Annotated in this window: 22 protein-coding genes; 18 read left to right on the forward strand and 4 right to left on the reverse strand. The window is 72.1% G+C overall.

The features are described 5' to 3' along the window. The first annotated feature begins 5 nt into the window (after nt 1-5). The gene (locus tag ABZX11_RS11980; protein ID WP_354912434.1) at nt 6-740 is read left to right on the forward strand and encodes an SDR family NAD(P)-dependent oxidoreductase; all 735 of its coding nucleotides are present in this window, start codon (nt 6-8) and stop codon (nt 738-740) included. Here the strand turns inward: ABZX11_RS11980 and ABZX11_RS11985 are convergent, their stop codons facing one another. Continuing rightward, nucleotides 741-2063, reverse strand: a complete 1323-nt coding sequence (locus tag ABZX11_RS11985; protein WP_354912436.1) for an amidohydrolase family protein — start codon at nt 2061-2063, stop codon at nt 741-743. A 23-nt stretch (nt 2064-2086) separates the two neighbouring features. On the opposite strand from ABZX11_RS11985, the gene ABZX11_RS11990 reads away from it, so the two are divergent. From ABZX11_RS11990 to ABZX11_RS12000, 3 genes are read left to right on the forward strand one after another with little or no spacing between them, the layout of a single operon-like run. Continuing rightward, a complete protein-coding gene (locus ABZX11_RS11990; RefSeq protein ID WP_354912732.1) occupies nt 2087-3190 on the forward strand; it encodes a zinc-binding dehydrogenase in 1104 nt (367 codons plus the stop codon). Between the two features lie 10 nt (nt 3191-3200). After that, on the forward strand, nt 3201-4148 hold the full coding sequence (locus tag ABZX11_RS11995) for an aldo/keto reductase (RefSeq protein WP_354912438.1): 948 nt from the start codon (nt 3201-3203) through the stop codon (nt 4146-4148). Then, entirely contained in the window at nt 4145-4978 is an 834-nt protein-coding gene (locus ABZX11_RS12000) for an alpha/beta hydrolase fold domain-containing protein (protein WP_354912440.1), read from the forward strand. Before ABZX11_RS11995 ends, ABZX11_RS12000 begins: the two co-directional genes overlap by 4 nt. Here the strand turns inward: ABZX11_RS12000 and ABZX11_RS12005 are convergent. Beyond that, entirely contained in the window at nt 4965-6404 is a 1440-nt protein-coding gene (locus ABZX11_RS12005; RefSeq protein WP_354912442.1) for a GMC family oxidoreductase, read from the reverse strand. The two genes, ABZX11_RS12000 and ABZX11_RS12005, sit on opposite strands and share 14 nt — an antisense overlap. 138 nt (nt 6405-6542) lie before the next feature. On the opposite strand from ABZX11_RS12005, the gene ABZX11_RS12010 reads away from it, so the two are divergent. The 7 genes from ABZX11_RS12010 (at nt 6543) to ABZX11_RS12040 (ending at nt 14489) form a co-directional block, all read left to right on the forward strand. Continuing rightward, the gene (locus ABZX11_RS12010) at nt 6543-7979 is read left to right on the forward strand and encodes an aldehyde dehydrogenase family protein (RefSeq protein WP_354912444.1); all 1437 of its coding nucleotides are present in this window, start codon (nt 6543-6545) and stop codon (nt 7977-7979) included. A gap of 72 nt (nt 7980-8051) precedes the next feature. Further along, nucleotides 8052-9473 carry a fumarylacetoacetate hydrolase family protein gene (locus ABZX11_RS12015; RefSeq protein WP_354912446.1) on the forward strand — a complete coding sequence of 474 codons (1422 nt, stop codon included), beginning with the start codon at nt 8052-8054 and terminating at the stop codon, nt 9471-9473. Continuing rightward, nucleotides 9455-10123 (forward strand): GntR family transcriptional regulator, encoded by a 669-nt coding sequence (locus ABZX11_RS12020; RefSeq protein ID WP_176170574.1) that lies wholly within the window; start codon nt 9455-9457, stop codon nt 10121-10123. Before ABZX11_RS12015 ends, ABZX11_RS12020 begins: the two co-directional genes overlap by 19 nt. Nucleotides 10124-10140: 17 nt before the next feature. After that, nucleotides 10141-11088 (forward strand): 4-hydroxy-tetrahydrodipicolinate synthase, encoded by a 948-nt coding sequence (dapA, locus tag ABZX11_RS12025; RefSeq protein ID WP_354912449.1) that lies wholly within the window; start codon nt 10141-10143, stop codon nt 11086-11088. Beyond that, nucleotides 11085-12590: a 5-carboxymethyl-2-hydroxymuconate semialdehyde dehydrogenase gene (gene hpaE / locus ABZX11_RS12030; protein WP_354912451.1), complete on the forward strand. Its 1506-nt coding sequence runs from the start codon at nt 11085-11087 to the stop codon at nt 12588-12590. The genes dapA and hpaE overlap by 4 nt, the downstream gene beginning before the upstream one ends. Continuing rightward, a complete protein-coding gene (gene hpaD, locus ABZX11_RS12035) occupies nt 12587-13627 on the forward strand; it encodes a 3,4-dihydroxyphenylacetate 2,3-dioxygenase (RefSeq protein ID WP_354912453.1) in 1041 nt (346 codons plus the stop codon). Before hpaE ends, hpaD begins: the two co-directional genes overlap by 4 nt. A gap of 184 nt (nt 13628-13811) precedes the next feature. Further along, on the forward strand, nt 13812-14489 hold the full coding sequence (locus ABZX11_RS12040) for a signal peptidase II (protein ID WP_354912455.1): 678 nt from the start codon (nt 13812-13814) through the stop codon (nt 14487-14489). A 124-nt stretch (nt 14490-14613) separates the two neighbouring features. On the opposite strand, the gene ABZX11_RS12045 is transcribed toward ABZX11_RS12040, so the two are convergent. Beyond that, nucleotides 14614-15717 carry a hypothetical protein gene (locus tag ABZX11_RS12045; RefSeq protein WP_354912457.1) on the reverse strand — a complete coding sequence of 368 codons (1104 nt, stop codon included), beginning with the start codon at nt 15715-15717 and terminating at the stop codon, nt 14614-14616. 31 nt (nt 15718-15748) lie between these two features. After that, nucleotides 15749-16720: a hypothetical protein gene (locus ABZX11_RS12050; protein ID WP_354912459.1), complete on the reverse strand. Its 972-nt coding sequence runs from the start codon at nt 16718-16720 to the stop codon at nt 15749-15751. Between the two features lie 330 nt (nt 16721-17050). On the opposite strand from ABZX11_RS12050, the gene ABZX11_RS12055 reads away from it, so the two are divergent. The 7 genes from ABZX11_RS12055 to ABZX11_RS12085 are packed head-to-tail and all read left to right on the forward strand — an operon-like array spanning nt 17051 to nt 22840. Continuing rightward, nucleotides 17051-18592, forward strand: coding sequence for a phage tail sheath subtilisin-like domain-containing protein (locus ABZX11_RS12055; protein WP_354912461.1), 1542 nt, complete (start codon nt 17051-17053; stop codon nt 18590-18592). Nucleotides 18593-18602: 10 nt separating this feature from the next. Further along, complete coding sequence (locus ABZX11_RS12060) at nt 18603-19040, forward strand: phage tail protein (protein WP_354912463.1); 438 nt, start codon at nt 18603-18605, stop codon at nt 19038-19040. A 25-nt stretch (nt 19041-19065) separates the two neighbouring features. Next, complete coding sequence (locus ABZX11_RS12065; protein ID WP_176170583.1) at nt 19066-19533, forward strand: phage tail protein; 468 nt, start codon at nt 19066-19068, stop codon at nt 19531-19533. Between the two features lie 35 nt (nt 19534-19568). After that, a complete protein-coding gene (locus ABZX11_RS12070; protein WP_176170584.1) occupies nt 19569-19991 on the forward strand; it encodes a phage tail assembly protein in 423 nt (140 codons plus the stop codon). A 17-nt stretch (nt 19992-20008) separates the two neighbouring features. Continuing rightward, nucleotides 20009-20158, forward strand: a complete 150-nt coding sequence (locus ABZX11_RS12075; protein ID WP_354912734.1) for a DUF6760 family protein — start codon at nt 20009-20011, stop codon at nt 20156-20158. Nucleotides 20159-20181: 23 nt separating this feature from the next. Beyond that, on the forward strand, nt 20182-22350 hold the full coding sequence (locus ABZX11_RS12080) for a DUF4157 domain-containing protein (protein ID WP_354912466.1): 2169 nt from the start codon (nt 20182-20184) through the stop codon (nt 22348-22350). Between the two features lie 13 nt (nt 22351-22363). Next, nucleotides 22364-22840 carry a phage tail protein gene (locus tag ABZX11_RS12085; RefSeq protein WP_176170586.1) on the forward strand — a complete coding sequence of 159 codons (477 nt, stop codon included), beginning with the start codon at nt 22364-22366 and terminating at the stop codon, nt 22838-22840. Nucleotide 22841 lies beyond the last annotated feature (1 nt).

A 22841-nucleotide genomic window follows, 5' to 3' on the forward strand; every position in this document is an offset into this window, starting at 1 on the left:
GTAGAATGAAAACACGGGTTGTGGTGGTCACCGGCGGGGCGAGCGGCATCGGCCGCGGGGTCGCCGAAGCGTTCGTGGCAGCTGGCGACCGGGTGGTCGTGGCCGATGTGGACACCCGCGCGGCGCACGACGTCGGCCGCGAGATCGGCGCCGGGCACGTCGAACTGGACATCGCGGATCCCGCGTCGGTGGAGGCGGCGGCCGCCCTGGTGGCGGACCGGTTCGGGCCGGTGGACGTGCTGGTCAACAACGCCGGCTTGGCCGGGGGCGGCGGGCCGCTGACCGGCCTGGACGTCGAGGTCTTCGACCGCTGCCTGCGGGTCAACTTCCGCGGCACGTTCCTGATGACCCGCGCGGTGGGCGCGCAGATGGCCGCGGCCGGGACGCGCGGGGCGATCGTGAACCTCTCCTCGATCGGTGCCCGGCAGCCGACGCCCGGGCTCGGCCACTACGAAGCCACCAAAGCCGCGGTCGACGCGCTGACCCGGTCCGCGGCGCTGGAACTGGCGCCGCACGGGATCCGCGTCAACGCGGTCGCACCCGGACCGGTGCTGACCCCGATGACGGCCGGCTTCGCCGCGGACCCGGCCGCCCGCGCGGCCTGGGAGGCCCGGATCCCGCTGGGCCGCATCGCCGCCGTCGAGGACGTCGTCCCGGCCGTGATGTTCCTGGCCTCGCCCGCCGCCGGGCACATCACCGGGGTGAGCCTGGCGGTGGACGGTGGCCAGCTGCTCGCCTGACTATCCCTTGTGGACGATCCGGCCGCCGGTCACGGTCAGCTCGACGGTGACCGACGGCAGGTCCGCCAGGGGAACGCCCACCGGATCGGCACCGAGGACGCAGAAGTCGGCCGCCTTGCCCGGTTCCAGGGACCCCTTCCAGTCCGACGATCCGTCCTGTGCCGCGGCTTCGGTCGTGTAGCAGCGAAGCAGCCGTTCGGACAGCGCGGGCGTGACACCGCGTGCGCCCAGCAGTTCCCCGGCCGCCGCGAGGTGGACGCGCCAGTCGGGGGTGACGACCGGGGCGTCGCTGCTCAGCGTGAGCTGGACCCCGACGTCGAGGACGTCCCGCAGCGGCCACGCCTTCGCGGCGACCTCCTCGCCGAGCGCGGTGGCGACCATCGGCCGCATCGCGGTGGCGATGGCCGGTTGCGTGGTCAACCCGACGCCCCGGGCGGCCATCCGCCGCAGCTGGGCCGGGGTGACGAGGTCGCCGTGCACGAGGTGGTCGCCGGCCCGCAGGTGCTCGAGGGCGGCTTCGATGCTGCGCTCGCCGGTGGCGTGGACGCCGACCACGAGACCGGCGTCATGGGCCAGGGCGATCATCTTCGCCAGGTTGGCCGCGCGCCCGTCGTCGTCGGGCCCGTCGACGAGCAGGGTTCCGCGCGTGCCGTCGGCGTAGCAGTGGTGGGTCCAGGCCGTGCGCATCGGCGGGATGCCGTCGGCGAAGATCTTGACGCCGGTGACGGCCAGCCACTCCGGATCCGCCGCCGGCACCGGGGTGCCCAGACCACGCTCGAAGTCCGGCAGCGAACTGGCACCGTCGAGGAGACCGAACAGGCGCAGCACCGTGACCCTGGCCCGCAGCCGCCCTTCGCGCTGCAGGGCCGCGTACTCGCCGAGGACGTCCGCCGAGAAGCAGCCCGTCTCGCCCGGACCGAGGCCGGGCTCGGTGTAGCTGGTGATGCCCAGCGCCGCGCAGACGTCGCCGGCCCGCAGGATCGCGGACCGGCGGTCCTCCGCGGTGACCACCGGGGTTTCCTCGTGCGGCGCGCCGAGCAGCGGGTGCGGCCACCGGGCGCCGAGCCAGGCCGCGTGCAGGTGGGCGTCGTTGATGCCCGGCAGCACCGTCCGGCCAGCGAGGTCCAGAACCTCGGTGTCCGGTCCGATGTGGCCGGTCAGGTCGCCGCCGGCCGCGGCGATCCGGCCGTCGCGCACCGCGAGCCCGGTGACCGTGCCGGCGGGGCCGAAGGTGCGCACCACCCCGCCGTGGACCACCAGGTCCGCCGGATGGATCCGTTGCGCCGTCATGGTTTCCTCCCGGCTCTGGACTTTTTCTTCCACGACTGTAGACTAAAAAGATGGCCCTGCCCACCCACACGGAGGCCGCCGTTCTCACCGGCCACCGCGCTCCCCTCGAACTGCGCGAGCTCCCGCTGCCCGGCGAACCGGAACCCGGCGCCGCGCTCGTCCGGCTCACCTGCACCACGCTGTGCGGCACCGACGTCCACCTGTGGTCCGGGCGGATGAGCCTGCCCGGCATGCTCCCGATGGTGCTGGGCCACGAGATGGTCGGCGAGGTCGTCGCCACCGGCCCCGGCACCACCGACACCCTCGGCCGGGAGATCAAGCCGGGCGACCGCATCGGCTGGTCCGAGTCGACGTGCGGCAAGTGTCACGGCTGCACGGTTCTGCGCGAGCCGGTCGCCTGCGAGCACCGCGGCTACGGCTTCCTCCAGCGCGCCGACCGGTTCCCGTACGCCACCGGCGGCCTGGCCCGCTACTGCTACGTCACGCCCGGCGCGGCGAAGCTGCTGCTGCCCGGCGACGTCCCGGACACGTGGGCGTCGATGTCCGGCTGCGCGGGCAAGACCGTGCTGCGCGCGGTGGCCCGGTCCGGTGGCATCCGTCCGAACGCGACGGTCGTCGTGCAGGGCGCGGGGGCGCTCGGCGTGTTCGCCACGGCGGTCGCCCGCCTGTGCGGCGCCGGAACCGTGATCACGGTCGGCGGCCCGCAGTCGCGGTTGGCCGTGGCCGAACGGTTCGGGGCCACCGCGACCGTCGACGTCGAGTCCACTCCGGACGAACGCATCGAGCGCGTGCGCGAGCTGACCGGCGGCCGCGGCGCCGATCACGTCTTCGACTTCGCGGGCGGCCCGACGATCGGCGAGGAGGCCGTCGCCTTCGCCGCCCAGCGCGGCACGGTCGCGATCGTCGGGTCCACCGGCCCGGCGCCCGTCCCGGTGCCGCTGGGCACGGTGATGGGCAAGGAACTGACGCTCGCCGGCTCCCTCAACGGCGACATCGCCGACTACCACCGCTCGGTCGGGTTCTTCCGCGCCTTCGCCGGCCGGATGCCGTGGGACGAGCTGTTCAGCGCGCCGGTCGGGCTGGCCGGCGCGTCCGCCGCCGTCGAGTCGATGTCCCGGCTCGGCGAGCTGAAAGCCGTCATCGACCCCCGACTCCCCTAGGAGGGTTCCCGTGCCCATCCCCCAGCGCCGCATCGGCCGCGACGGCCCGCGCACCGGCGTGCTGTCCCTCGGCTCGTGGCACACCTACGACCGGATGGACTTCCGCGAAGCGGTTTCGCTGCTGCGGACCGCCGTCGACGCCGGGATCACGCTCTTCGACGTCGGCGTGTACGGCCTGCCCGGCGGCCCGCCGGTCTTCACCGACGTCCTGTTCTCGGCCATGATCCGCGCCGCGGGCCTGCGCCGGGACGACTACCTGCTCTCGGCCAAGCTGTGGCTGGAGGGCTACCCGGAGCACAGCCTGCGCGCCCAGCTGGAGAACGCGTTCTTCCGGGCCGGCGTCTCGCACGCCGACCTGGTGATCCTCGGCGACCTTCGGCACGACGGCACCGACCTGCACGCCCTCGTCACCGACCTCGCCGAGGTGCACGACGCGGGGCTGGTCGGGCAGTGGGGTGTCAACAACTGGTCGGCCTCGGCGATCAAGGCCGTGCACGGCTTCGCGGCCGCGGACGGCGTCCCCGGCCCCGCGATCGCCCAGCTGAAGTACAGCGTGGCCCGGCGGTCCATTCCGGACGGTGCCCCGTTCGCCTCGGTCTTCGGGCTCGGGGTGTCGCTGCAGGCGTCCGACGTCTTCGAAGGCGGGGTATTGCTCGGGAAGGGCGGGCGCCAGGTCGGCCGCGACCCCGGTGACGTCCGGCAGCGGATCGCGGACTCCGCCGAGGACCTCGCGAAGGTGGCCGCCGGCGTCGGGGCGACCCCGGCCCAGCTGTGCCTGGCGTTCACCCTCACCCACCCGGCGAACACGACGACGTTGTTCGGCGCCACGAGCGTGCGGCAGCTCGAAGACAACCTGAAGGCGGTCGCGCTGGTCGAGCGGGTGGGCGTGGCGGAGCTGCGGGCGCTGGTGGAGCCGTTCTGGGCCGACCGGGACGCCGTCGATCCGGAGGGGCCGTGAACCTCTCCGCCGAGACGCTCCCCGCGATCCGCGCGTCCTTCCGCAACCCCACGCCGCCGGAGGCCATCGGCGACCGGGACATCACCTGGTCGGACCACACGCTGGACGGCGGGGTCGTGGTCACGGTGCTGCAGCCCCGGCACCCGCGCCCGGACGCCCCCGGCCTGTACAGCATCCACGGCGGCGGGATGGTGATGGACGACCGGTTCGCCGACCTGCCGCGCCTGGTGCCGCTGATCGAGGAGTTCGGGTTCGTCTGCGCCACGGTCGAGTACCGGCTCGCACCCGAGCACCCGCACCCGGCGCCGCTCGAAGACTGCTACGCGGGCCTCGTGTGGTTCGCGTCGGCCTTCGGCTTCGAGCAGCTCGTCGTCGGGGGCGGCAGCGCGGGCGGCGGGCTCGGTGCCGGGGTGGCGCTGCTGGCCCGCGACCGCGGCGGGCCGGCACTGGCCGGGCAGCTGCTGCTGTGCCCGATGCTCGACGACCGGACGTCGGCCGACCTCCCGGACCTCGTGTGGACGAAGCAGGCCAACGACTTCGGCTGGCGCAGCCTGCTGAACGGGCAGGTCTCGCCGTACGCGGCCCCGGCGCGGATGGCGGACTTGAGCGGCCTGCCGCCGGCGTTCGTCGAGGTCGGCGGCGCGGAGCTGTTCCGCGACGAGGACGTGGCCTACGCCCAGCGGCTGGCCGAGGCGGGGGTTCCCACCGAGCTGCACGTCTGGGCGGGAGCCCACCACGGCTTCGACCGCTTCGATCCGGAGGCCGAGGTGACCCGCGCGGCGCTGGCGGCGCGGTCCTCGTGGCTGCGACGGCTGCTCAGTTCCCGATGAGGAACCGAGCCGCCTGCTCGCCGACCAGAACCGCCGGCGCGTTCGTGTTGCCCGTCGTCACGCGGGGCAGCACCGACGCGTCGGCGACCATCAGGCCGTCCAGGCCGGGCACGGCCAGCCGCGGGTCGACGACCGCGTCCGGGCCGGTGCCCATCCGGCAGGTGCCGACCTGGTGGTGGTAGGTGATCGCCGTCCGGCGGACGTACTCGCGGACGTCCGTACCCGGCGCCGGGTACCGCGGCCGGGCGCCCCACTCCTCCGCCAGCGCCGGCGCGCGGCCGACCTCGAGGCACTGCTCGACCGACGCCACCAGGCTCTCGAAGTCCGCCGGTGCGGACAGGGCGGCGAGGTCGATCAGCAGTTCGTCGTCGGGCGAAGGACCGGACAGCTTCAGGCTCCCCCGGCTCTCCGGCGTCACCATGCCCGCCATCAGTGAGAACCCGGTCGGCGGCCCGGACATCCACGGCTCGTACATCGGCACGCTGAAGCAGATCGGCTGGGTGTCGGGCACCGCGAGGCCGTCCCGGCTGCGCCAGAACCAGTGCACCTGCGTCACCGGACGGCCCGGCGCCGGCGCGACCTCGCGGGCGGTCGAGAAGATGACCGGCGAGAGCAGGTGATCGTGCAGGTTCCGCCCCACGCCCGGCAGGTCCGCGACGACGTCGAGGCCGAGCGCGCGCAGCTCGTCCGCCGGGCCGACGCCGCTGCGGAGCAGGATCGCGGGCGAGGCCAGCGCCCCCGCGGCGAGCACCACCAGGTCCGCGGAAAGCTCCCGCAGCACACCGTCAAGAGCGACCACCACCCCGGTCACGCGGGAGCCGGAGAACCGCAGCCGGTGCACCAGCGCTCCCGTGTGGACAGTCATCCGCGCGGCCACCGGCGCGCCGTAGGCGTGCCAGGTGGTGAACCGCCGGCCACCGCGCAGTGTGATCTGCTCGACGGAAACACCGTCCAGTTTTCCGCTGTTGTAATCCGGGTTCAGCGGCAGCCCAGCCGAAACGCAGGCGTCCACTATGGACTTCTGAACCGGGTGCAGCGGCTCGTTCGGGACGACCTCCAGGAGGTCCTTCTCGATCCGCGCGAACACCGGCTCGACGTCGGCCCAGGTCCAGCCGGGCAGGCCCCAGCCGTCGTAGTCGGCCGGGGCGCCGCGGACCCAGATCATCGCGTTCAGCGCGTGCGACCCGCCGAGCACCCGGCCGCGCGGCAGGTGCAGCCGCCGTCCGGCGGCGTGCTCCTGCGGAACCGTGTACAGGTCCCAGTCTTCGGGCCCGTGCCACAGCTCCCCGGCCCGGGCGGGGTCGTGGATGGCCGGGTTGACGTCCTCGCCGCCGGCCTCCAGCAGCGTCACCGCCGCGCCCGCGTCCACCAGCCGCCGCGCCACCACCGAACCGGCCGAGCCGGCGCCCACCACGATCACGTCCATGCGGCCCAGCCTGACGCTCGGCCCGTACCCCGCGCGGGATCCCTTCGCGGTCGGTCAACGGGCGTGCGGGAGCGGACAAGACCCGCGGCGGCCCGCCGCCCGATACTCGGTGCACCCCAGGCCGAGGAGGACAGCGGGATGGCGACACGCCTCTGCATCGACGGACAGTGGACCGAAGCCGGCGGCGGCGCGCTCCCGACCCGCGACCCGGCCACCGGCCGGATCCTCGATGAGGTCGGCACGGCTTCGCGGGCCGACGTCGACGCCGCCGTCGCGGCCGCGCGGCGAGCGCTTTCCGCACCCGGGTGGGCCGGGCTGCCGCCGGTCCGGCGCGCCGCCCTGCTGTTCCGGCTGGCCGACCTCGTCGAGCAGCACCACGAAGAACTGGCGCGGCTGGAAACCCTGGACCAGGGCCAGCCGATCGGGGTGTCCCGGCAGGTGAGCGTGACCGGCGCGGCCGAGCACTTCCGGTACTTCGCGGGCTGGGTCACCAAGCTGCAGGGCACGACGAACCCGGTGTCCTTCCCGGACACGCTGCACTACACCCGCCGCGAGCCGGTCGGGGTGAACGCGCTGATCACGCCGTGGAACTTCCCGCTGATGATCCTCGCCTGGAAGCTCGCCCCGGCGCTGGCCACCGGCAACACCGTGGTGATCAAGCCCAGCGAGGTCACGCCGCTGACCAGCATCCGGCTGGTCGAGCTGGCGCACGAGGCCGGGATCCCGGCGGGCGTGGTCAACCTCGTCACCGGCGACGGCGCCGTCGGCGCCCTCCTGACCGAGCACCCCGACGTCGACCACGTCTCCTACACCGGTTCCACGGCGGTCGGGAAGCTGATCACGGCGGCGAGCGCGGCGTCCAACCTCAAGCGGCTCACCCTCGAACTCGGCGGGAAGGCCCCGAGCATCATCGCGGCCGACGCCGACATCGACGCCGCCGTCGCGGGCAACCTCGCCGGCGCGACGCTCAACACCGGCCAGGTCTGCGCGGCGTACACGCGCTTCTACGTCGACCGCAAGCGCGAGCAGGAGTTCGTCGACAAGCTGGCGCGCGGCCTGGAAGGCCTGCGGCTCGGGCCGGGCACCGAAGAGACCACGCAGCTCGGGCCGCTCGTGTCCGAGAAGCACCGCGAACACGTCGACTTCCTGGTCGGCACCGGCCGCGACCAGGGCGCCGACCTGGTCACCGGCGGGAACCCGGTCGACGGCGACGGCTACTTCTACACCCCGACGCTGTTCGCCGGCGTCCGCGACGACATGGCGATCATGCGGGAAGAGATCTTCGGCCCGGTGCTGGCCGTGACGGCCTACGACGACGGCGACGAGCCACTGGCCCGCGCCAACGACACCGAATACGGCCTGGCCGCCACGGTGTGGACCCGCGACATCCGCACGGCGCAGCGCTACGCGGACGGCCTCCGGGCCGGCGCGGTGTTCGTCAACATGCCGCCGATCCCGGACATGGCGGCGCCGTGGGGCGGGTACAAAGCGTCCGGCTGGGGCCGCGAGATGGGCCCGTGGGCGCTCGACGCGTACACCGAAACCAAGTCCGTCTGGCTCCACTACGGCAGCTGAGGGGGTTTCCCCGCGCTGTGGATCGTATATTATTTGAGATACTTTCTCTCGAACCGGCAGGCAGGACCACCGATGACGCCTCTCCCGCAGCGGCCCGGCAAGATCATCGCGCTGCACCTCAACTACCGCTCCCGCGCCGCCCAGCGCGGCCGGGTACCGGAGCAGCCGTCGTACTTCCTCAAGCCCCCGACGTCCGTCGCGGCGAGCGGCACCGCCCTCGAACGGCCGGCCGGCACCGAACTGCTGGGCTTCGAAGGCGAGATCGCGCTCGTCATCGGCCGCACGGCCCGCCGCGTCACGCCCGAAGAGGGCTGGTCGCACGTCGGCGGCGTCACCGCGGCCACCGACTTCGGCGTCTACGACCTGCGGTACGCCGACAAGGGCAGCAACCTGCGCGCCAAGGGCGGCGACGGCTTCACCCCGCTCGGGCCTGCGGTCCTGCCCGCGGCCGGCGTCGACCCGGCGGCCCTGCGGCTGCGGACCTGGCTCAACGGCGAACTCGTCCAGGAGGACACCACCGCCGGCCTGCTCTTCGGCTTCGGACGGCTCGTCGCCGACCTCTCGCAGCTGATCACCCTCGAACCCGGCGACGTCGTCCTGACCGGGACACCCGCGGGAGCGTCGGTCGCCGTTCCCGGCGACGTGATCGAAGTGGAGGTCGACGGCGGCGGCCACACCACCGGCAGGCTCGTCACCCCGATCACCGAGGGGACTGTCCCCTTCGGACCGTTCGGCGCTCTCCCCCGCATCGACGAGCAGCAGCGCGCGGACGCGTACGGGACCGCCGAGCCGCAGTTCGAGCTGACGGCCTCCCTCAAGCAGCGGATCGAATCCGTCGGCACCGCCACGCTGTCGGCCCAGCTGCGCAAGCGCGGGTACAACGCCGTGTCGATCGACGGGCTCACCTCGACCAGGCCCGGCGCCCGGCTGACCGGCCGCGCGCGGACCCTGCGGTACCTGCCGTACCGCGAAGACCTGTTCACCGAACGCGGCGGCGGCTACAACGCGCAGAAGCGGGCGATCGACAGCCTCGGCCCGGGTGACGTCCTCGTCATGGAGGCCCGCGGCGAACGCGGCACCGGCACGGTCGGCGACATCCTCGCGCTGCGGGCCCAGGTCCGCGGCGCCGCCGGGATCGTCACCGACGGCGGGGTCCGCGACCTGGCCGCAGTGTCCGCTTTGGACATTCCCACCTACCACGCCGGGCCGCACCCGGCGGTGCTCGGCCGGCGGCACGTGCCGTGGGACGTCGACGTCGCCATCGCCTGCGGTGGCGCCGCGGTCCGCCCGGGCGACGTCATCGCCGGCGACGCTGACGGCGTCCTGGTCATCCCGCCGGACCTCGTCGAAGAAGTCGTCGACGCGGCGATCGAGCAGGAGCTGCAGGAGACGTTCATCGCCGAGCGGGTCGCCGACGGCGAGCGCGTCGAAGGCCTCTACCCGATGGACGAGCACTGGCGCGGGAGGTACGCGGCATGGCGCGCGAACCGGTGAACGGCACCACGATGAGCAAGTCGCGGATCGCCTACGAGTGGATCAGGGCCCGGATCGCCGACGGCACCTTCTCCCCCGGCTACCGCCTGGTACTGGGCCAGCTCGCGCAGGAACTCGGCGTCAGCGTGGTGCCGGTCCGCGAGGCGATCAGGCTGCTGGAGGCCGAGGGCCTGGTGACCTTCGAGCGCAACGTCGGCGCCCAGGTCGCGATGGTCGACGAGAGCGAGTACCAGCACACGATGCAGACCCTCGCCCTGGTCGAGGGCTACGCCGCCGCGCTCGCCGCGCCGGTCCTCGCGCCGGGCACGCTGGCGAAGGCCCGCGCGCTGAACGCCGAGCTGGCCGGCTGCCTCGGCGACTTCGAACCCGCGAGGTTCACCGGCCTCAACCGCGACTTCCACGCCGTGCTGTTCGAAGCCTGCCCCAACCCGCAGGTCCTCGACCTCGTCCGCCGCGGCTGGGACCGGCTCAGCCACCTGCGCAGCTCGACGTTCAGCTTCGTGCCCGGCCGCGCCCGCGAGTCGGTCGCCGAGCACGAAACCATCCTCGGCCTGCTCGAACGCGGCGCGCCCGGTCCGGAGATCGAACAGGCCGTCCGCGCACACCGGCTGGCCACCCTGGACGCCTACCTCGCCCACCGCCGCCACTGACGCACGAAGGGAACCCCATGCGCTTCCGCTCCGACCCCCGGGCCATCCGCGGGTCGATCGCGCCCCTGATGACGCCGTTCACCGCCGAGGGGGCCGTCGACCACGACGGCCTGAAGAACCTCGTGCGCTGGCAGCTGGCTTCGGGCACGCACGGCATCTCGATCGGCGGTTCCACCGGCGAGCCCGGCTCCCAGACGGTGGCCGAGCGCGCCGAGGCGATCCGGACGGTGGCGGCCGAGGTCGGCGACCGCGTCCCGTTCGTCCCCGGAACCGGCTCGGCGAAGCTCGACGAAACCCTGGAACTCACCGCGGCCGCGCGCGACGCCGGGATCGACGCGGCCCTGATCATCACGCCGTACTACGCGCGGCCCACCCAGGACGCCCTGTTCGTCTGGTACCGCACGGTCTGCCACGAGTTCCCGGACCTGCCGATCATCGCCTACAACGTCCCGAGCCGGACCGCGGTCGACCTCGCACCCGAGACCGTCGCGCGGCTCTACCGCTCGTGCGACAACTTCGCCGGGATCAAGGAGACGACGAAGGACTTCGAGCACTTCTCGCGCGTGCTGCACCTGTGCGGCCGCGACCTGGTCGTGTGGTCCGGGATCGAGCTGCTCTGCCTGCCGCTGCTGGCCCTCGGCGGCGCCGGGTTCGTCAGCGCGACAGCCAACATCGCCCCGGCCGCGTGCGCCGAGATGTACGAAGCCTGGCAGGCCGGCGACCACGAACGGGCGCGGGAGATCCACTACGGCCTGCATCCGCTGGTCGACCTGCTGTTCGTCGAAACCAATCCGGCGCCCGGGAAGTGGGTGCTGGAACAGCGCGGGCTGATCGCCTCCGGGCACGTCCGGCCGCCGCTGATCCCGCCGACCGAAGCCGGCCTCGCCCGGATCAAGGACCTGATGGCCGAAGGCGCGCAGTACCTCAGCCCGGTCGAAGGCTTCTCCCCGGAAGGAAAGGCATGACCCACCACGTCCCGGACGGACTGCCGGGCGAGCTCAAGCACTACATCGGCGGCGAGCTCGTCGACAGCGTCTCCGGCAAAACGTTCGACGTGCTCGACCCGGTGTCCAACACCCCGTACGTCACCGCCGCGGCGGGCCAGGCCGAGGACGTCGACCGCGCGGTCGCGGCGGCGCGCCGGGCGTTCACCGGTGGGCCGTGGCCGCGGATGCTGCCGCGGGCACGGGCGCGCGTGCTGAACAAGATCGCCGACGCCGTCGAAGCCCAGGACCGGCGGCTGGCCGAGCTGGAGACGTTCGACACCGGCCTGCCGATCACCCAGGCGCTCGGCCAGGCGCAGCGCGCGGCGGAGAACTTCCGGTTCTTCGCCGACCTCGTCGTGGCCCAGGCCGACGACACCTACCAGGTGCCCGGGCGGCAGGTGAACTACGTGCACCGCAAGCCGGTCGGCGTCGCCGGGCTGATCACGCCGTGGAACACACCGTTCATGCTGGAGAGCTGGAAGCTCGCGCCGGCGCTGGCCTCGGGCTGCACGGTGGTGCTCAAGCCGGCCGAGTTCACGCCGCTCTCGGCGAGCCTGTGGGCGGGGATCTTCGCCGAGGCGGGGCTGCCGGACGGGGTGTTCAACCTCGTCAACGGCTTCGGCGAAGAAGCGGGTGACGCCCTGGTCAAGCACCCGGACGTGCCGCTGATCTCGTTCACCGGCGAGACCACGACCGGGCAGACGATCTACCGCAACTGCGCGGCGCACCTCAAGGGCATGTCGATGGAGCTGGGCGGCAAGTCCCCGGCGATCGTCTTCGCCGACGCCGACCTCGACGCGGCACTGGACTCGACACTGTTCGGCGTGTTCTCGCTCAACGGCGAACGCTGCACCGCGGGCAGCCGCATCCTGGTCGAGCGGCCGATCTACGAGGAGTTCTGCGCGCGGTACGCGGAACGGGCCGCGAACATCGTCGTGGGCGATCCGCACGACCCGGCCACCGAGGTCGGCGCGCTGGTGCACCCCGAGCACTACGACAAGGTCATGCGCTACGTCGAGCTGGGCAAGACCGAGGGCCGGCTGCTCGCCGGCGGCGGTCGTCCGTCCGGTTTGGACAGCGGGAACTACGTGGCGCCGACGGTGTTCGCCGACGTCCCCCCGACCGCGCGGATCTTCCAGGAGGAGATCTTCGGCCCCGTCGTCGCCCTGACGCCGTTCGACACCGAGGCCGAAGCCCTCGCGCTCGCCAACGACGTCAAGTACGGCCTGGCCGCGTACCTGTGGACGTCCGACCTGACACGGGCGCACACGTTCGCGCAGTCGGTCGAAGCCGGGATGGTCTGGCTGAACTCGCACAACGTCCGCGACCTGCGGACGCCCTTCGGCGGGGTCAAGGCGTCCGGCCTCGGCCACGAAGGCGGCTACCGCTCCCTCGACTTCTACACCGACCAGCAGGCCATCCACGTCTCACTCGGACCGGTGCACACGGCACGGTTCGGCGCCGGGAAGGAAACCGCATGACCGCCACCCCGCCGGACGTCATCCGCTGCGCGTACGCCGAACTCGTCGTCACGGACCTGGCCGCGTCGCGGGCGTTCTACGTCGACGTGCTCGGGCTCGTCGTCACCCACGAAGACTCCTCCGCGCTGTACCTCAGGGCGTTCGAGGAATACCTGCACCACTCGCTGGTGCTGCGCGAGGGCCCGCAACCCGCGCTGGGCGTGCTGGCCTACCGGGTGCGCACCCCGGCCGACCTCGAGCTGGCCGAGGCGTACTACCGCAGGCTCGGCTGCCCGGTCTCCCGGCGAACGGCCGGCGCCACCCGCGGCATCGGCGAGGCGGTGCGCGTGCTCGACCCGCTCGGGTTCCCGGTCGAGTTCTTCCACGAGGCCGAGCACGTCGAGCGGTTCACCCAGCGCTACGACGTCCACGGCGCCGGCGCGCTGTCGCGGTTGGACCACTTCAACCTCGACACCCCGGACGTCCCGGCGGCCCGGAAGTACTACGAGGGCCTGGGTTTCCGCGTCTCGGAGGACATCCAGGACGACGAGGGCACGGTGTACGCGGCCTGGATGTTCCGCAAGCCGACGGTCCACGACGTGGCCCTGACCGGCGGCGACGGCCCGCGGCTGCACCACATCGCGTTCGCCTCGCACGAACGGCACCAGATCCTGCACATCTGCGACCACCTGGGCGCACTGCGGAAGTCCGGGATGATCGAACGCGGCCCGGGCCGCCACGGCGTGTCGAACGCGTTCTACCTCTACCTCCGCGACCCGGACGGGCACCGCATCGAGCTCTACACGCACGACTACTACACGGGCGACCCGGACAACCCGGTGATCACCTGGGACGTCCACGACAACCAGCGCCGCGACTGGTGGGGCAACCCGGTGGTGCCGAGCTGGTACACCGACGCGTCGCTCGTGCTCGACCTCGACGGGCGCGTCCAGCCGGTCGTCGAACGGGCCGAGCCGCGCGAAGCCGACGTCACCGTCGGCGCCGACGGGTTCTCCCACACCGGCGGGGCGGAGTACAAGCTGGGCGAGCAGGTGTAAAACCACGCACGGGTGCGGTGCCGGAGGTCGGCGGCAGCCGGATCCGGCGGGAAACGACAGGTCCCGACCAGGTTCGTGGAAGGTTGACACAGAGAAGGTCGCTGATCGTAAAGATTTCGCAATAATCGCCAGTCACCCTGGGCAACGGTAAGCACACTGACCGCTACCTTCAGGGGGCGCGATCATGAGCGACAACTCGACGACAGCCGCCGTCCACTCGACCCAGGTGACACGAAACGGCGGGTTGGCGGTGTTCGCCCTGCTGGCGGTGGTCACCGTGGTGGACCAGCTCGGCAAGTGGTGGGCCTGGCGGCACGCACCCCTGGCGAGAATCAACTACGGCGGCAACTTCCTCGTCGGCGAAACGATCAGCCACTGGTACGCCGACCCGACCACCGGCGCACTGCTCGACCTGATGGACTTCGGTGTGCTGACCGCCGCCGCGGTCGTCCTGATCCGCCGCCGGCCGTCGGCGGTCGTTCTCGTCCCCGCCGGCCTCATGGTCGGTGGCTGGATCAGCAACCTGTTCGACCGCCTGGGGCTGCACTACCTGACCGCCCCGGGCAGCGTGCGCGGAGCGGTCGACTTCATCGCACTCGGCCCGATCCGCTACAACCTGGCCGACGTGTTCATCGTCTGCGCCACGCTTCTGTTCATCCTCGCCGTGATCGCCAGCACCTTGTTCACCAACCGCCCCAGAGCCGCGTCCCCCGCGCCCCCGAAGCGACACCATCGACGTCGCACCTGGCTGTCCGGAGTCGCCACCGCCACCTGTCTCGTCCTGGTCGTCGGTTTCGGAGCGCTGAACTACGGCGGCGTGACCACACCGAACCCCTCCCCCGGCACCACCAGCACCCGATAACCGACGGCGAGGGCACCGGGAGAGTTCGCCGTCGGCACCGAAGTCGGGACCGGTGCCGGGGACGACGTGCCCGAGGTCGAGCCCGGGGGCAGGCGGCCATCGTGCCGCCCGCCCCAGGCCGTGCTCAGCGATCCTTGTTCACCACGAGGAACTGCCCGAACCGGCGGCCCAGTTTGCCGTTCGGCTTCAGCTCGACGTCCGTTTCGGCCGGTCCGTCCTGGGTGATCTCATAACTGCCGACCTGGCCCGGGTAGCCGTAACCCAGCGCCGTCTCGCCCCACACCAGGCCGACCGTGAAGCCGTAGGGCCTCTCCTTGCGCGGGGTGATGGTGAACTTGCTGTTGATCGACAGGTGCTGCCAGTAGTGCTGCTTGACGCCGTTCAGGTCGGACAGCGGGCTCAAGGCGATGTTGCGCATCACGTAGAACGTCTCGCCCGCCGACTGCGTGGCCTTCAGCAGCTGGGCATCGTAGTCGGCCGCCTCGGCTTTGATGGTCTCGACGGTGGCCTCCAGCTCCCCGATGGCCCCCTTGATCCGGGGTTCGTTCTCCTGGAACTTCCGGAGGAACTTGAGGTACTCGGTGAACGACTCGCCGGAGTTCTTGGTCCGGTACTTCACGGTGAGCTTCTTGCCCTTGCTGCCCGGCTCCTGCACCGTCAAGTCGTCGAGCTTGAGCTCCTTCACCCGCTCGTAGAACTTGTCGTAGGCGTCCGCCGTCCGGCTCGCGAAGCCCTGCTTCACCGCGGCTTCGTCCTTCTTGCTGATCGGTTTGGGCGTGACCGCGTAGAGGTTCCACCGCAGCTGGTAGGGGAACACGGTGCAGATGTAGGCCGACGAGAAGTCGCCGGTGTCCTTGGTCTTCTCGTGCGGGAGTTTCCCGCGGTGCGAGTTCAGCAACGACCCGAAGGCCCGCGTGTGGGTGTACCACACGCCGGAGGCGCTGAACTCCCCCACCCAGTCGGCCTTGAACTTCGCCTCGTCCGCCGTTCCGGACGAAATCCCGTCACCGCCCGACTCGACCGCCATGGTGAGCTTCGCGCCGTGGTCCTTGACGATGCTGTAGACGAAGTTCGCCGCGCCCAGCACGGCGCCCAGGATGCCGCCGCCCGTGCCGGCGATGGTCTGCGCCTGGGTCTGCGGACTGGCCGTGACCGACTGGACGCTGCCGCTGACGTTGCCGTCCTTGTCCACGTTCGTCGTCTGGGTCTGCGTTACTCCGGATGTCATGGTCTTCCCGTCTGGTCGGTGGAAACGGTGGTCACTGGACGTTCACGAAGTGGCTCGCGTCGAACGAGTCGATGTCCTCCTCGTCGGAGGAGTAGTCGATCTGCAGGTCCCCTTCGGAGACGGCCTGCATCAGCTCCGCGAAGCTCGACGGGTCGTTCAGGAACGTCTCGACCTCGGCGTCGGTGACCGCTTCGCCGTCCGAAGCCGGCGTGCCCGGCACGTATGGCTTTCCGTTCTGGTAGAGCTGGTTCTGGCGGTCGTAGTAGATGTCCTGCCCCGGGTAACCGGTGTGCAGGAAGACCTCGGTCGTCTTGTCCGCCAGGAACACCCGCCCCGCACTGTCCTTCAGGAACCCACCGGACTCGGTGAACGTCTGCTGCGGCGTGTACGGCTTCCCACCCTGGTACAGCTGGTTCTGGCGGTCGTAGTAGACGCCCTGCCCCGGATAACCGGTGTGCAGGAAGACCTCCGTCGTCTTGTCCGCCAGGAACACCCGCCCCGCACTGTCCCTCAGGAAACCGCCCGACTCGGTGAACGTCTGCTGCGGCGTGTACGGCTTCCCACCCTGGTACAGCCGGTTCTCACGGTCGTAGTAGACGCCCTGCCCCGGGTAACCGGTGTGCAGGAAAACCTCGGTCGTCCTGTCCGCCAGGAACACCCGCCCCGCGCCGTCCTTCAGGAACCCACCGGACTCGGTGAACTGCGGGGTGGCCGACGGCGGCGCCCAGCCCTCGGCGTCGATGAACTTCTCGGCGAACTTCTCCGGATCCTCCTGGTAGTCGGTACCGGTCTGCTCGAGTTCTCCGGCGACGGCGTTCACCAGGTCATCGAGGTCGGAGCCCTGCAGGCCTCGGCTTTCGAGGTCCTTCTTGAACTCCTCCTCGAAGTCGTCGTACCGCGGTTTGCCCGCCCCGCTCGCGAGGTACATCGCGTGCAGGGCGGCGTGCACCCGCTTCTCGGTGTCCTTGGACCGGACGAAATCGCGTACTTGGTCGAGCGCCATGGCGGCTCCTCGTCAGGCGTGGGCGGTCCTCCAATCGGCGGGGGCACACCCGGGCGGATTTCCTGGCCGCAGGCCCGCGGCCTGCCGGAGCCATCCTGTCCGGTCGCCGTCTCCGGGGGCAGCCGGTGACCGGGCAAGAAGGCGCGCAGCGGGGTTCTCCTTCGGGCAGCCGGCCCGGGCAGGCGGTCGTGCCCGGACGGTCCTGCCCGTTGGTGCACCGGCGTGCGCGATGGATGGTCCGTCGGCTTCTGCGCGATCGCCGCGGCACCCGGCCACAGTGGACCTCATCGGACGCCATCGGACGCCATCGAAACCCCACGGGAGGCCGCGATGCCCAACTACCTGTCGCCAGGCGTCTACACCGAAGAGGTGTCCTCGGGCTCGAAGCCGATCGAGGGCGTGGGCACCGCGGTCGCCGGGTTCGTCGGGTTCGCCGAGCAGGGGCCGGTCGACGAGCCGGTGCTGGTCACCAACTGGACGCAGTTCACCCAGGCGTTCGGCGGGTTCGTCGACGGGGGCTACCTCGCCCACGCGGTGTACGGCTTCTTCCTCAACGGCGGCGGCGCGGCCTACGTGGTCCGCATCGGCGGGGACGGCGCCGCGGCCGAAGGCAACGGGCAGCCGGCGCTGGAAGCCGGGCGTTCCGCGGCCGCGGAGCTCGCGGGCGCCGGCGGCCGGCCGCTGATCGTGCGGGCCCGGGAGCCCGGGCCGTCCGGCAACGGAGTCGTCATCGACGTCCAAGACCCCTCCGAACCGGGCGAAGACACCTTCAAGCTCGTGGTGCGCGCGCACGGCGTCGAGGAGGTCTACGACAACGTGACCGTGCGCCGCGGGCCGGCCAACGTGGCCACCGCGGTCCGCCAGTCCAAGCTGATCACCATCGAGGAGACGAAGCCGGGGTCGGCGGCGGTGCCGGCGAAGGGCACCGCGGTGACGCTCAGCGGCGGTGAAGCGGCCGGACCGGCGCCCGTCGCCCCCGGCGACTACGTCGGCGACGCCGCCGACCGCACCGGGTTCGCCGGGCTCGAGGCCATCGACGACATCACCATGCTGTGCGTGCCGGACCTGATGAGCGCCTACCGGCGTGGCCTCCTCGACGCCGACGGGGTGAAGGCCGTGCAGCTGGCGATGATCGCGCACTGCGAGCTGATGTCGGACCGGGTGGCGATCCTCGACCCGCTGCCGGACCTGAGACCGCAGCGGCTCAAGGACTGGCGGATGAACGACACCGGCTACGACTCGAAGTACGCCACGCTGTACTGGCCATGGCTGAACGTCATGGGGCACGACGGACGGCCGGTGCCGGTGCCGCCGTGCGGGCACGTGGCCGGTGTGTGGGCCCGCAACGACGACACCCGCGGGGTGCACAAGGCCCCGGCCAACGAGGTGCTGCGCGGGGTGCTCGACCTGCCGTCCGGGCTGACCCGCCGCGAGCACGACACGCTGAACCCGGTCGGCGTCAACTGCATCCGGTCCTTTCCCGGCCAGGGCATCCGCGTCTGGGGCGCGCGCACGCTCTCCAGCGACCCGGAATGGCGGTACCTGAACGTGCGGCGGCTGTTCAACTACGTCGAGAAGTCGATCCTCAACGGCACGAACTGGGTCGTCTTCGAACCGAACGACCAGTACCTGTGGAGCGCGGTCAACCGCACGATCGGCATGTTCCTGCGCCGGGTGTGGCGCAGCGGCGCGCTCTTCGGCGACACACCCGAGCAGGCGTTCTACGTCAAGTGCGACGCGGAGAACAACCCGCCGGAGAACCGGGACGCCGGGGTGCTCACCGTGGACATCGGGATCGCCCCGGTGAAGCCGGCCGAGTTCGTGGTGTTCCGGCTGTCCCAGTACTCCGAGGGCACCGCGCTGCAGGAGTGAAGGCGGGGCGATGACCGGCCAGTTCGTCAGTGCCGCACGGTTCCTGATCACCTGCGAAGGCTGGGCCGTGGGGCTGGGGTTCTCCGAGATGTCGGGGTTCAGCTCGGCCGTGGAGCACCAGGAGTACTCCTACAACGGCCGGCTCGGCAACGTCCACACCAAGCAGTTCGGGCGGCCGAAACCACCGTCGGTGACGCTGAAGCGGGCGCTGGACGCGGCCGGGTTCGGGCAGCTGTTCGCCTGGCACGCGCTGGCCAGGCTGAACAGCCCGCTGGCGAAGGTGCCTGCCACCTTCACGATCATGGACGCCGCGGGCACGGTCACCGCGAACGTCCTGCTGGAGAACGCCTGGTGCGCGAAGGTGGAGCTCGATCCGGCCACCGCCGGCTCGTCCTCCGTGGTGATGATGAAGACGACGATCGAATGCGACGCGGTCCTGCTGATCTGAGCGCCGCCGAAAGGATGGGTTCCCGATGACCTCCGCGACCACCCAGGCCCAGGTGATCTCCGCCGCGCGGTTCTACCTGAGCTTCACCAACCTCGGCACGATCGCGTTCTCCGAGCTGCAGGGCATCACGTCGAAGGTGGGCGCCCAGGAGTACATCTACAACGACGACAAGGGGAACACCGTGCACACCAAGCAGTTCGGCAAGACCGAGCCGCCGACGATCACCCTCAGGCGCGGCCTGGACGCGGCCGGCAACGCGAAGCTGATGGCCTGGCACGCACTGGCCCGCAGCGGCGATCCCACCGCCCGCGGTGACGGCACGCTGACCATCATGGACGCCCAGGGCAAGGGCCAGATCGTCTACACGCTGCACCACGCGTGGTGCTCGGAGCTCGTGGTGAGCGGCATGAAGGCCGGTGACTCGGCGGTGGCCACCATCGAGTGCAAGGTCACCTGCGAAAGCATCGCGGTCACCCCGCCGGCCACCAGCTGATCACCCCCGCTTCCGACGGAAGGGTTGCCACGCCGATGTTTCCCGCCGAAACCTCCTTCGCCACCGCGGCCGCGCCCGCGGCCGCCGGCCTGCGGACCGAATTCCCGTTCGTGCTGCCGCGCGGGTTCGTCGACGAGCACGGGCGCGTGCACCGCGACGGCGCGATGCGGTTGTCCACGGCCCGCGACGAGATCGGCACGCAGGTCGATCCGCGGGTCCGGCAGAACTCCGCGTACCTGACGGTGCTGCTGCTGGAACGCACGGTGGTCCGCCTGGGCAGCCTGCCGGTGGTGGACGCGCCGGTGATCGAGGGGCTGTTCTCCTCGGACCTGGCGTTCCTGCAGGACCTGTACCGGCGGATCAACCAGCAGGGCCACACCGAGGCCGAGGTCACCTGCCCGGACTGCGGTCACGAGTTCGCGGTGGACATCGCCGGTGATGCCCCGGGGGAATCCTGACGTACGGGCTCCCCCGGCTGTGGGAGGAGATCGCGTACCTCGCCTACTACCTGCACTGGCCGTTCACCGAACTGGCCGACCTCGACCACCACTCCCGCAGCCGGGTGATCACCGAGGTCGGCCGGATCAACGAGCAGCTCAACGCCGGCGACAGCCTGCCGGCCTGATCCCCGGACCCCGTGGAGGCGCGATGTGGTGGCCGTTCCGGAAGCGGCACGGGCGGAAGCCCGCGCCGGGTGAGCGGCGGCCCGCCGCCCGGCACTGGCGGGTGCTGCCACCTCTGCGGCCGACCCTCGACGTCCGGCCGCCCGTGCTGGCGCCGCTGTTCGCGCTGCCGCGGGTGACCGGCACCCGGCGGCTGGTCCGCGACCTGCCGCCGCTGCGGCACCGGCGGATCCGCCGCCGCCCGGCGCCAGGTGCCGCGTACGGCCGGGTGACCGGCGTGGTCACCGTGCGGCCGGAACCCCTCCTCGAGCCCGCCGGAACGGCCGGGCCGTTCGAGCCGGTCGCCGTGGCCACGCCCTTCGGGCCGGACGAGGCGGCCGAGCCGATCGAGCCCCGCCGCCCGCAGGAAGCGATCGCCGGCTTCAGCGTGCCGAACAGGTCTGTGCGGGTGTTCCGGACCGACGACGTCACGCCGGCCGTCACCCCCGGCGAACCGGCGGTGGTGGTCCCGTCACCGGTGCGACGGCTGCGTGCGCGGCCGGCGTCCGGCCCGGCCGGGCCGCTCACCGAGGCGAGCGCGGAGTACGTGGCCGAGCCGGTCGAGCCGGAGACGCCGTTCCGGGGGGTCACCGAGTTCGACCGGCTGGCCGCGCAGTACGAACAGCTCGACGTGGCCACGGCGATGAGCCTGCTGGGCGCCGGTCCGGCCGGCCTCGGCCCCGCATGGCCTGCCGAGCCGGCACCGGCCGTCCCCGAGGCGCCCGCCGGCGTGCCGTCCGGACGGGCCCCGTACCGGCGGCCGAGCCTGGCGGAGAGCCGGCGGCGCGGGATCGACGTGGCGAGCGGCGAGCCGGATCGGCGTCCGGTGTCCCCAGTGGACGATGCACCGGCGCCGGCCGCCGCCACCCCGCCGCCCGCACCGGCACCGGACCCGGCACCGGCGACCGCCCCCGCCGGGCCGCTCGCGGCGGAGCCGGCTCGCCCCGCCGCCACACCCGCTCCTGAGCCGGCGCCCGCCACCGTCGGACCGGCGGAAGGCGGTGCCCCGGTCCCGCCGGGCGGCCGGCCCCCGGAAGACCCGGTCCGGCCGCGCACCGTGCAGGCTCCGCTGTGGCCGCGGCCGCCGCACCGCCGGACGGTGCCGGCCGCGGTCCCGCCGCCCGCACCGCCGCCCGCTCCCGGCGAAAGCACGGAAGCCGCCCGGCTCGGAGTGCCACCGGATTCGTCCACTGTGGACGAGGCACCGGATCGGGGTGTCTTCGCCGGACCACCGGAGCCCGCCGGCCCGGTGTACCGGGCGGTCCTCGCCGACCAGCTGCCACCACCACCGCCCGAGGACGCCGCCGTGCCGGACACCGTGGTGGTCCCGGTGCCGGGCGAGCTGGTCACGTTGTTCACCCGTGAGCTCGGCGTCGACGTCAGCGCGGTGCCGGTCCACCGCGGCCGGGCCGTCGCGGTCCGCGCGCGGCAGCTGGGCGCGCGGGCCTACGCCCAGGCCGGTCAGGTGTTCCTCCCGCACCATGCCGGCAACCTCGCCGAGCCGCCGGTGCGCGCCCTGCTCGCCCACGAGCTCACGCACGCCGTCCAGCAGCGGATCCTCGGTGACACGCAGCCCACGCCCGAGTCCGCCGAGGGGCGCGAGCTGGAAGCCGCGGCCGACCTCGTCGAACACTGGGTGGCCGGTACCGGGCCGCGGCCGCCGGCCCTGCTGCACCGCAGCGCCCGGGGCCGGCCCGACCCCGGACGCCCGGACCCCGGACGGCCACCCGGTTCGATCGTCCAGGCCGCCGAGGCACCGGTGGCGGTGCCGCCGGGAGCGCCGCCCGCCGAGCCGCCCGCGGACGTGCCCGCCGGTGTGTCCTGGTCGTGGGACACGGGCTTCACCGGGGAGCCGCCGTCCGGCGGTCCGCCGCCGGGGGGCACGGTTGCGGGCCTTGCGGGCGGCCCGGTGCCGACGGCGGCGGCCGAACCGGTCGCGGCGCCGGAGACCGCGGCGGCGGTGGCGATGGCCTTCGAGCAGATCGCCGATCTGCGCGCTTCGGTCGTCCGGCTGGGCGACCGGGAGCCCCGGCCGCAGCCGGTGATCGATCTGCAGGACCTGGCCGGCCGGCTCTACCGGCACATCAGGACCCGGTTGCGCGCGGAACTGATCGTCGACCGGGAACGCGCCGGAACACTGGCGGACCCGTGGTGAGAGGAGTTCGGGCATGGTAGTCGGCAAGCTCAACACGAAGCTGTCGGAGTTCCTCTTCGACCAGGTGGCCATGACCCACCGGTTCGTGGTCCAGATCGACATGGCCGAGTACGACCTCGGGACCTGGACGAAAGTGGCCGGGCTGCAGGTCACCTGGACCAAGCACAGGTACCGGCCGGGTGACAACAACGACGAGCTGGTCTTCCCGGGGAACGCCGAGTACCCGACGATCAAGCTCAGCCGCGCGGCCAGCTCCAAGTCGGCCACCGTGCAGGAGTGGCTGAAGAAGACATCGCGGAGCCACACGGTGCTCAGCGGCGGCATCCACATGCTCGACTACCTCGGGGTGCCGGTGCTCACCTGGGAGCTCAAGCAGTTCTTCCCGGTCGGCTGGTCCATTTCGGACTTCGACTCGGGCAGCGGCAGGCCGGCGATCGAGACGCTGGAGCTGGCGCACACCGGATTCCTGGGCGACGAGGCGAGGTTGTGAC

This window comes from Amycolatopsis sp. NPDC004169 (genome assembly GCF_040610315.1).
GTDB lineage: Bacteria > Actinomycetota > Actinomycetes > Mycobacteriales > Pseudonocardiaceae > Amycolatopsis.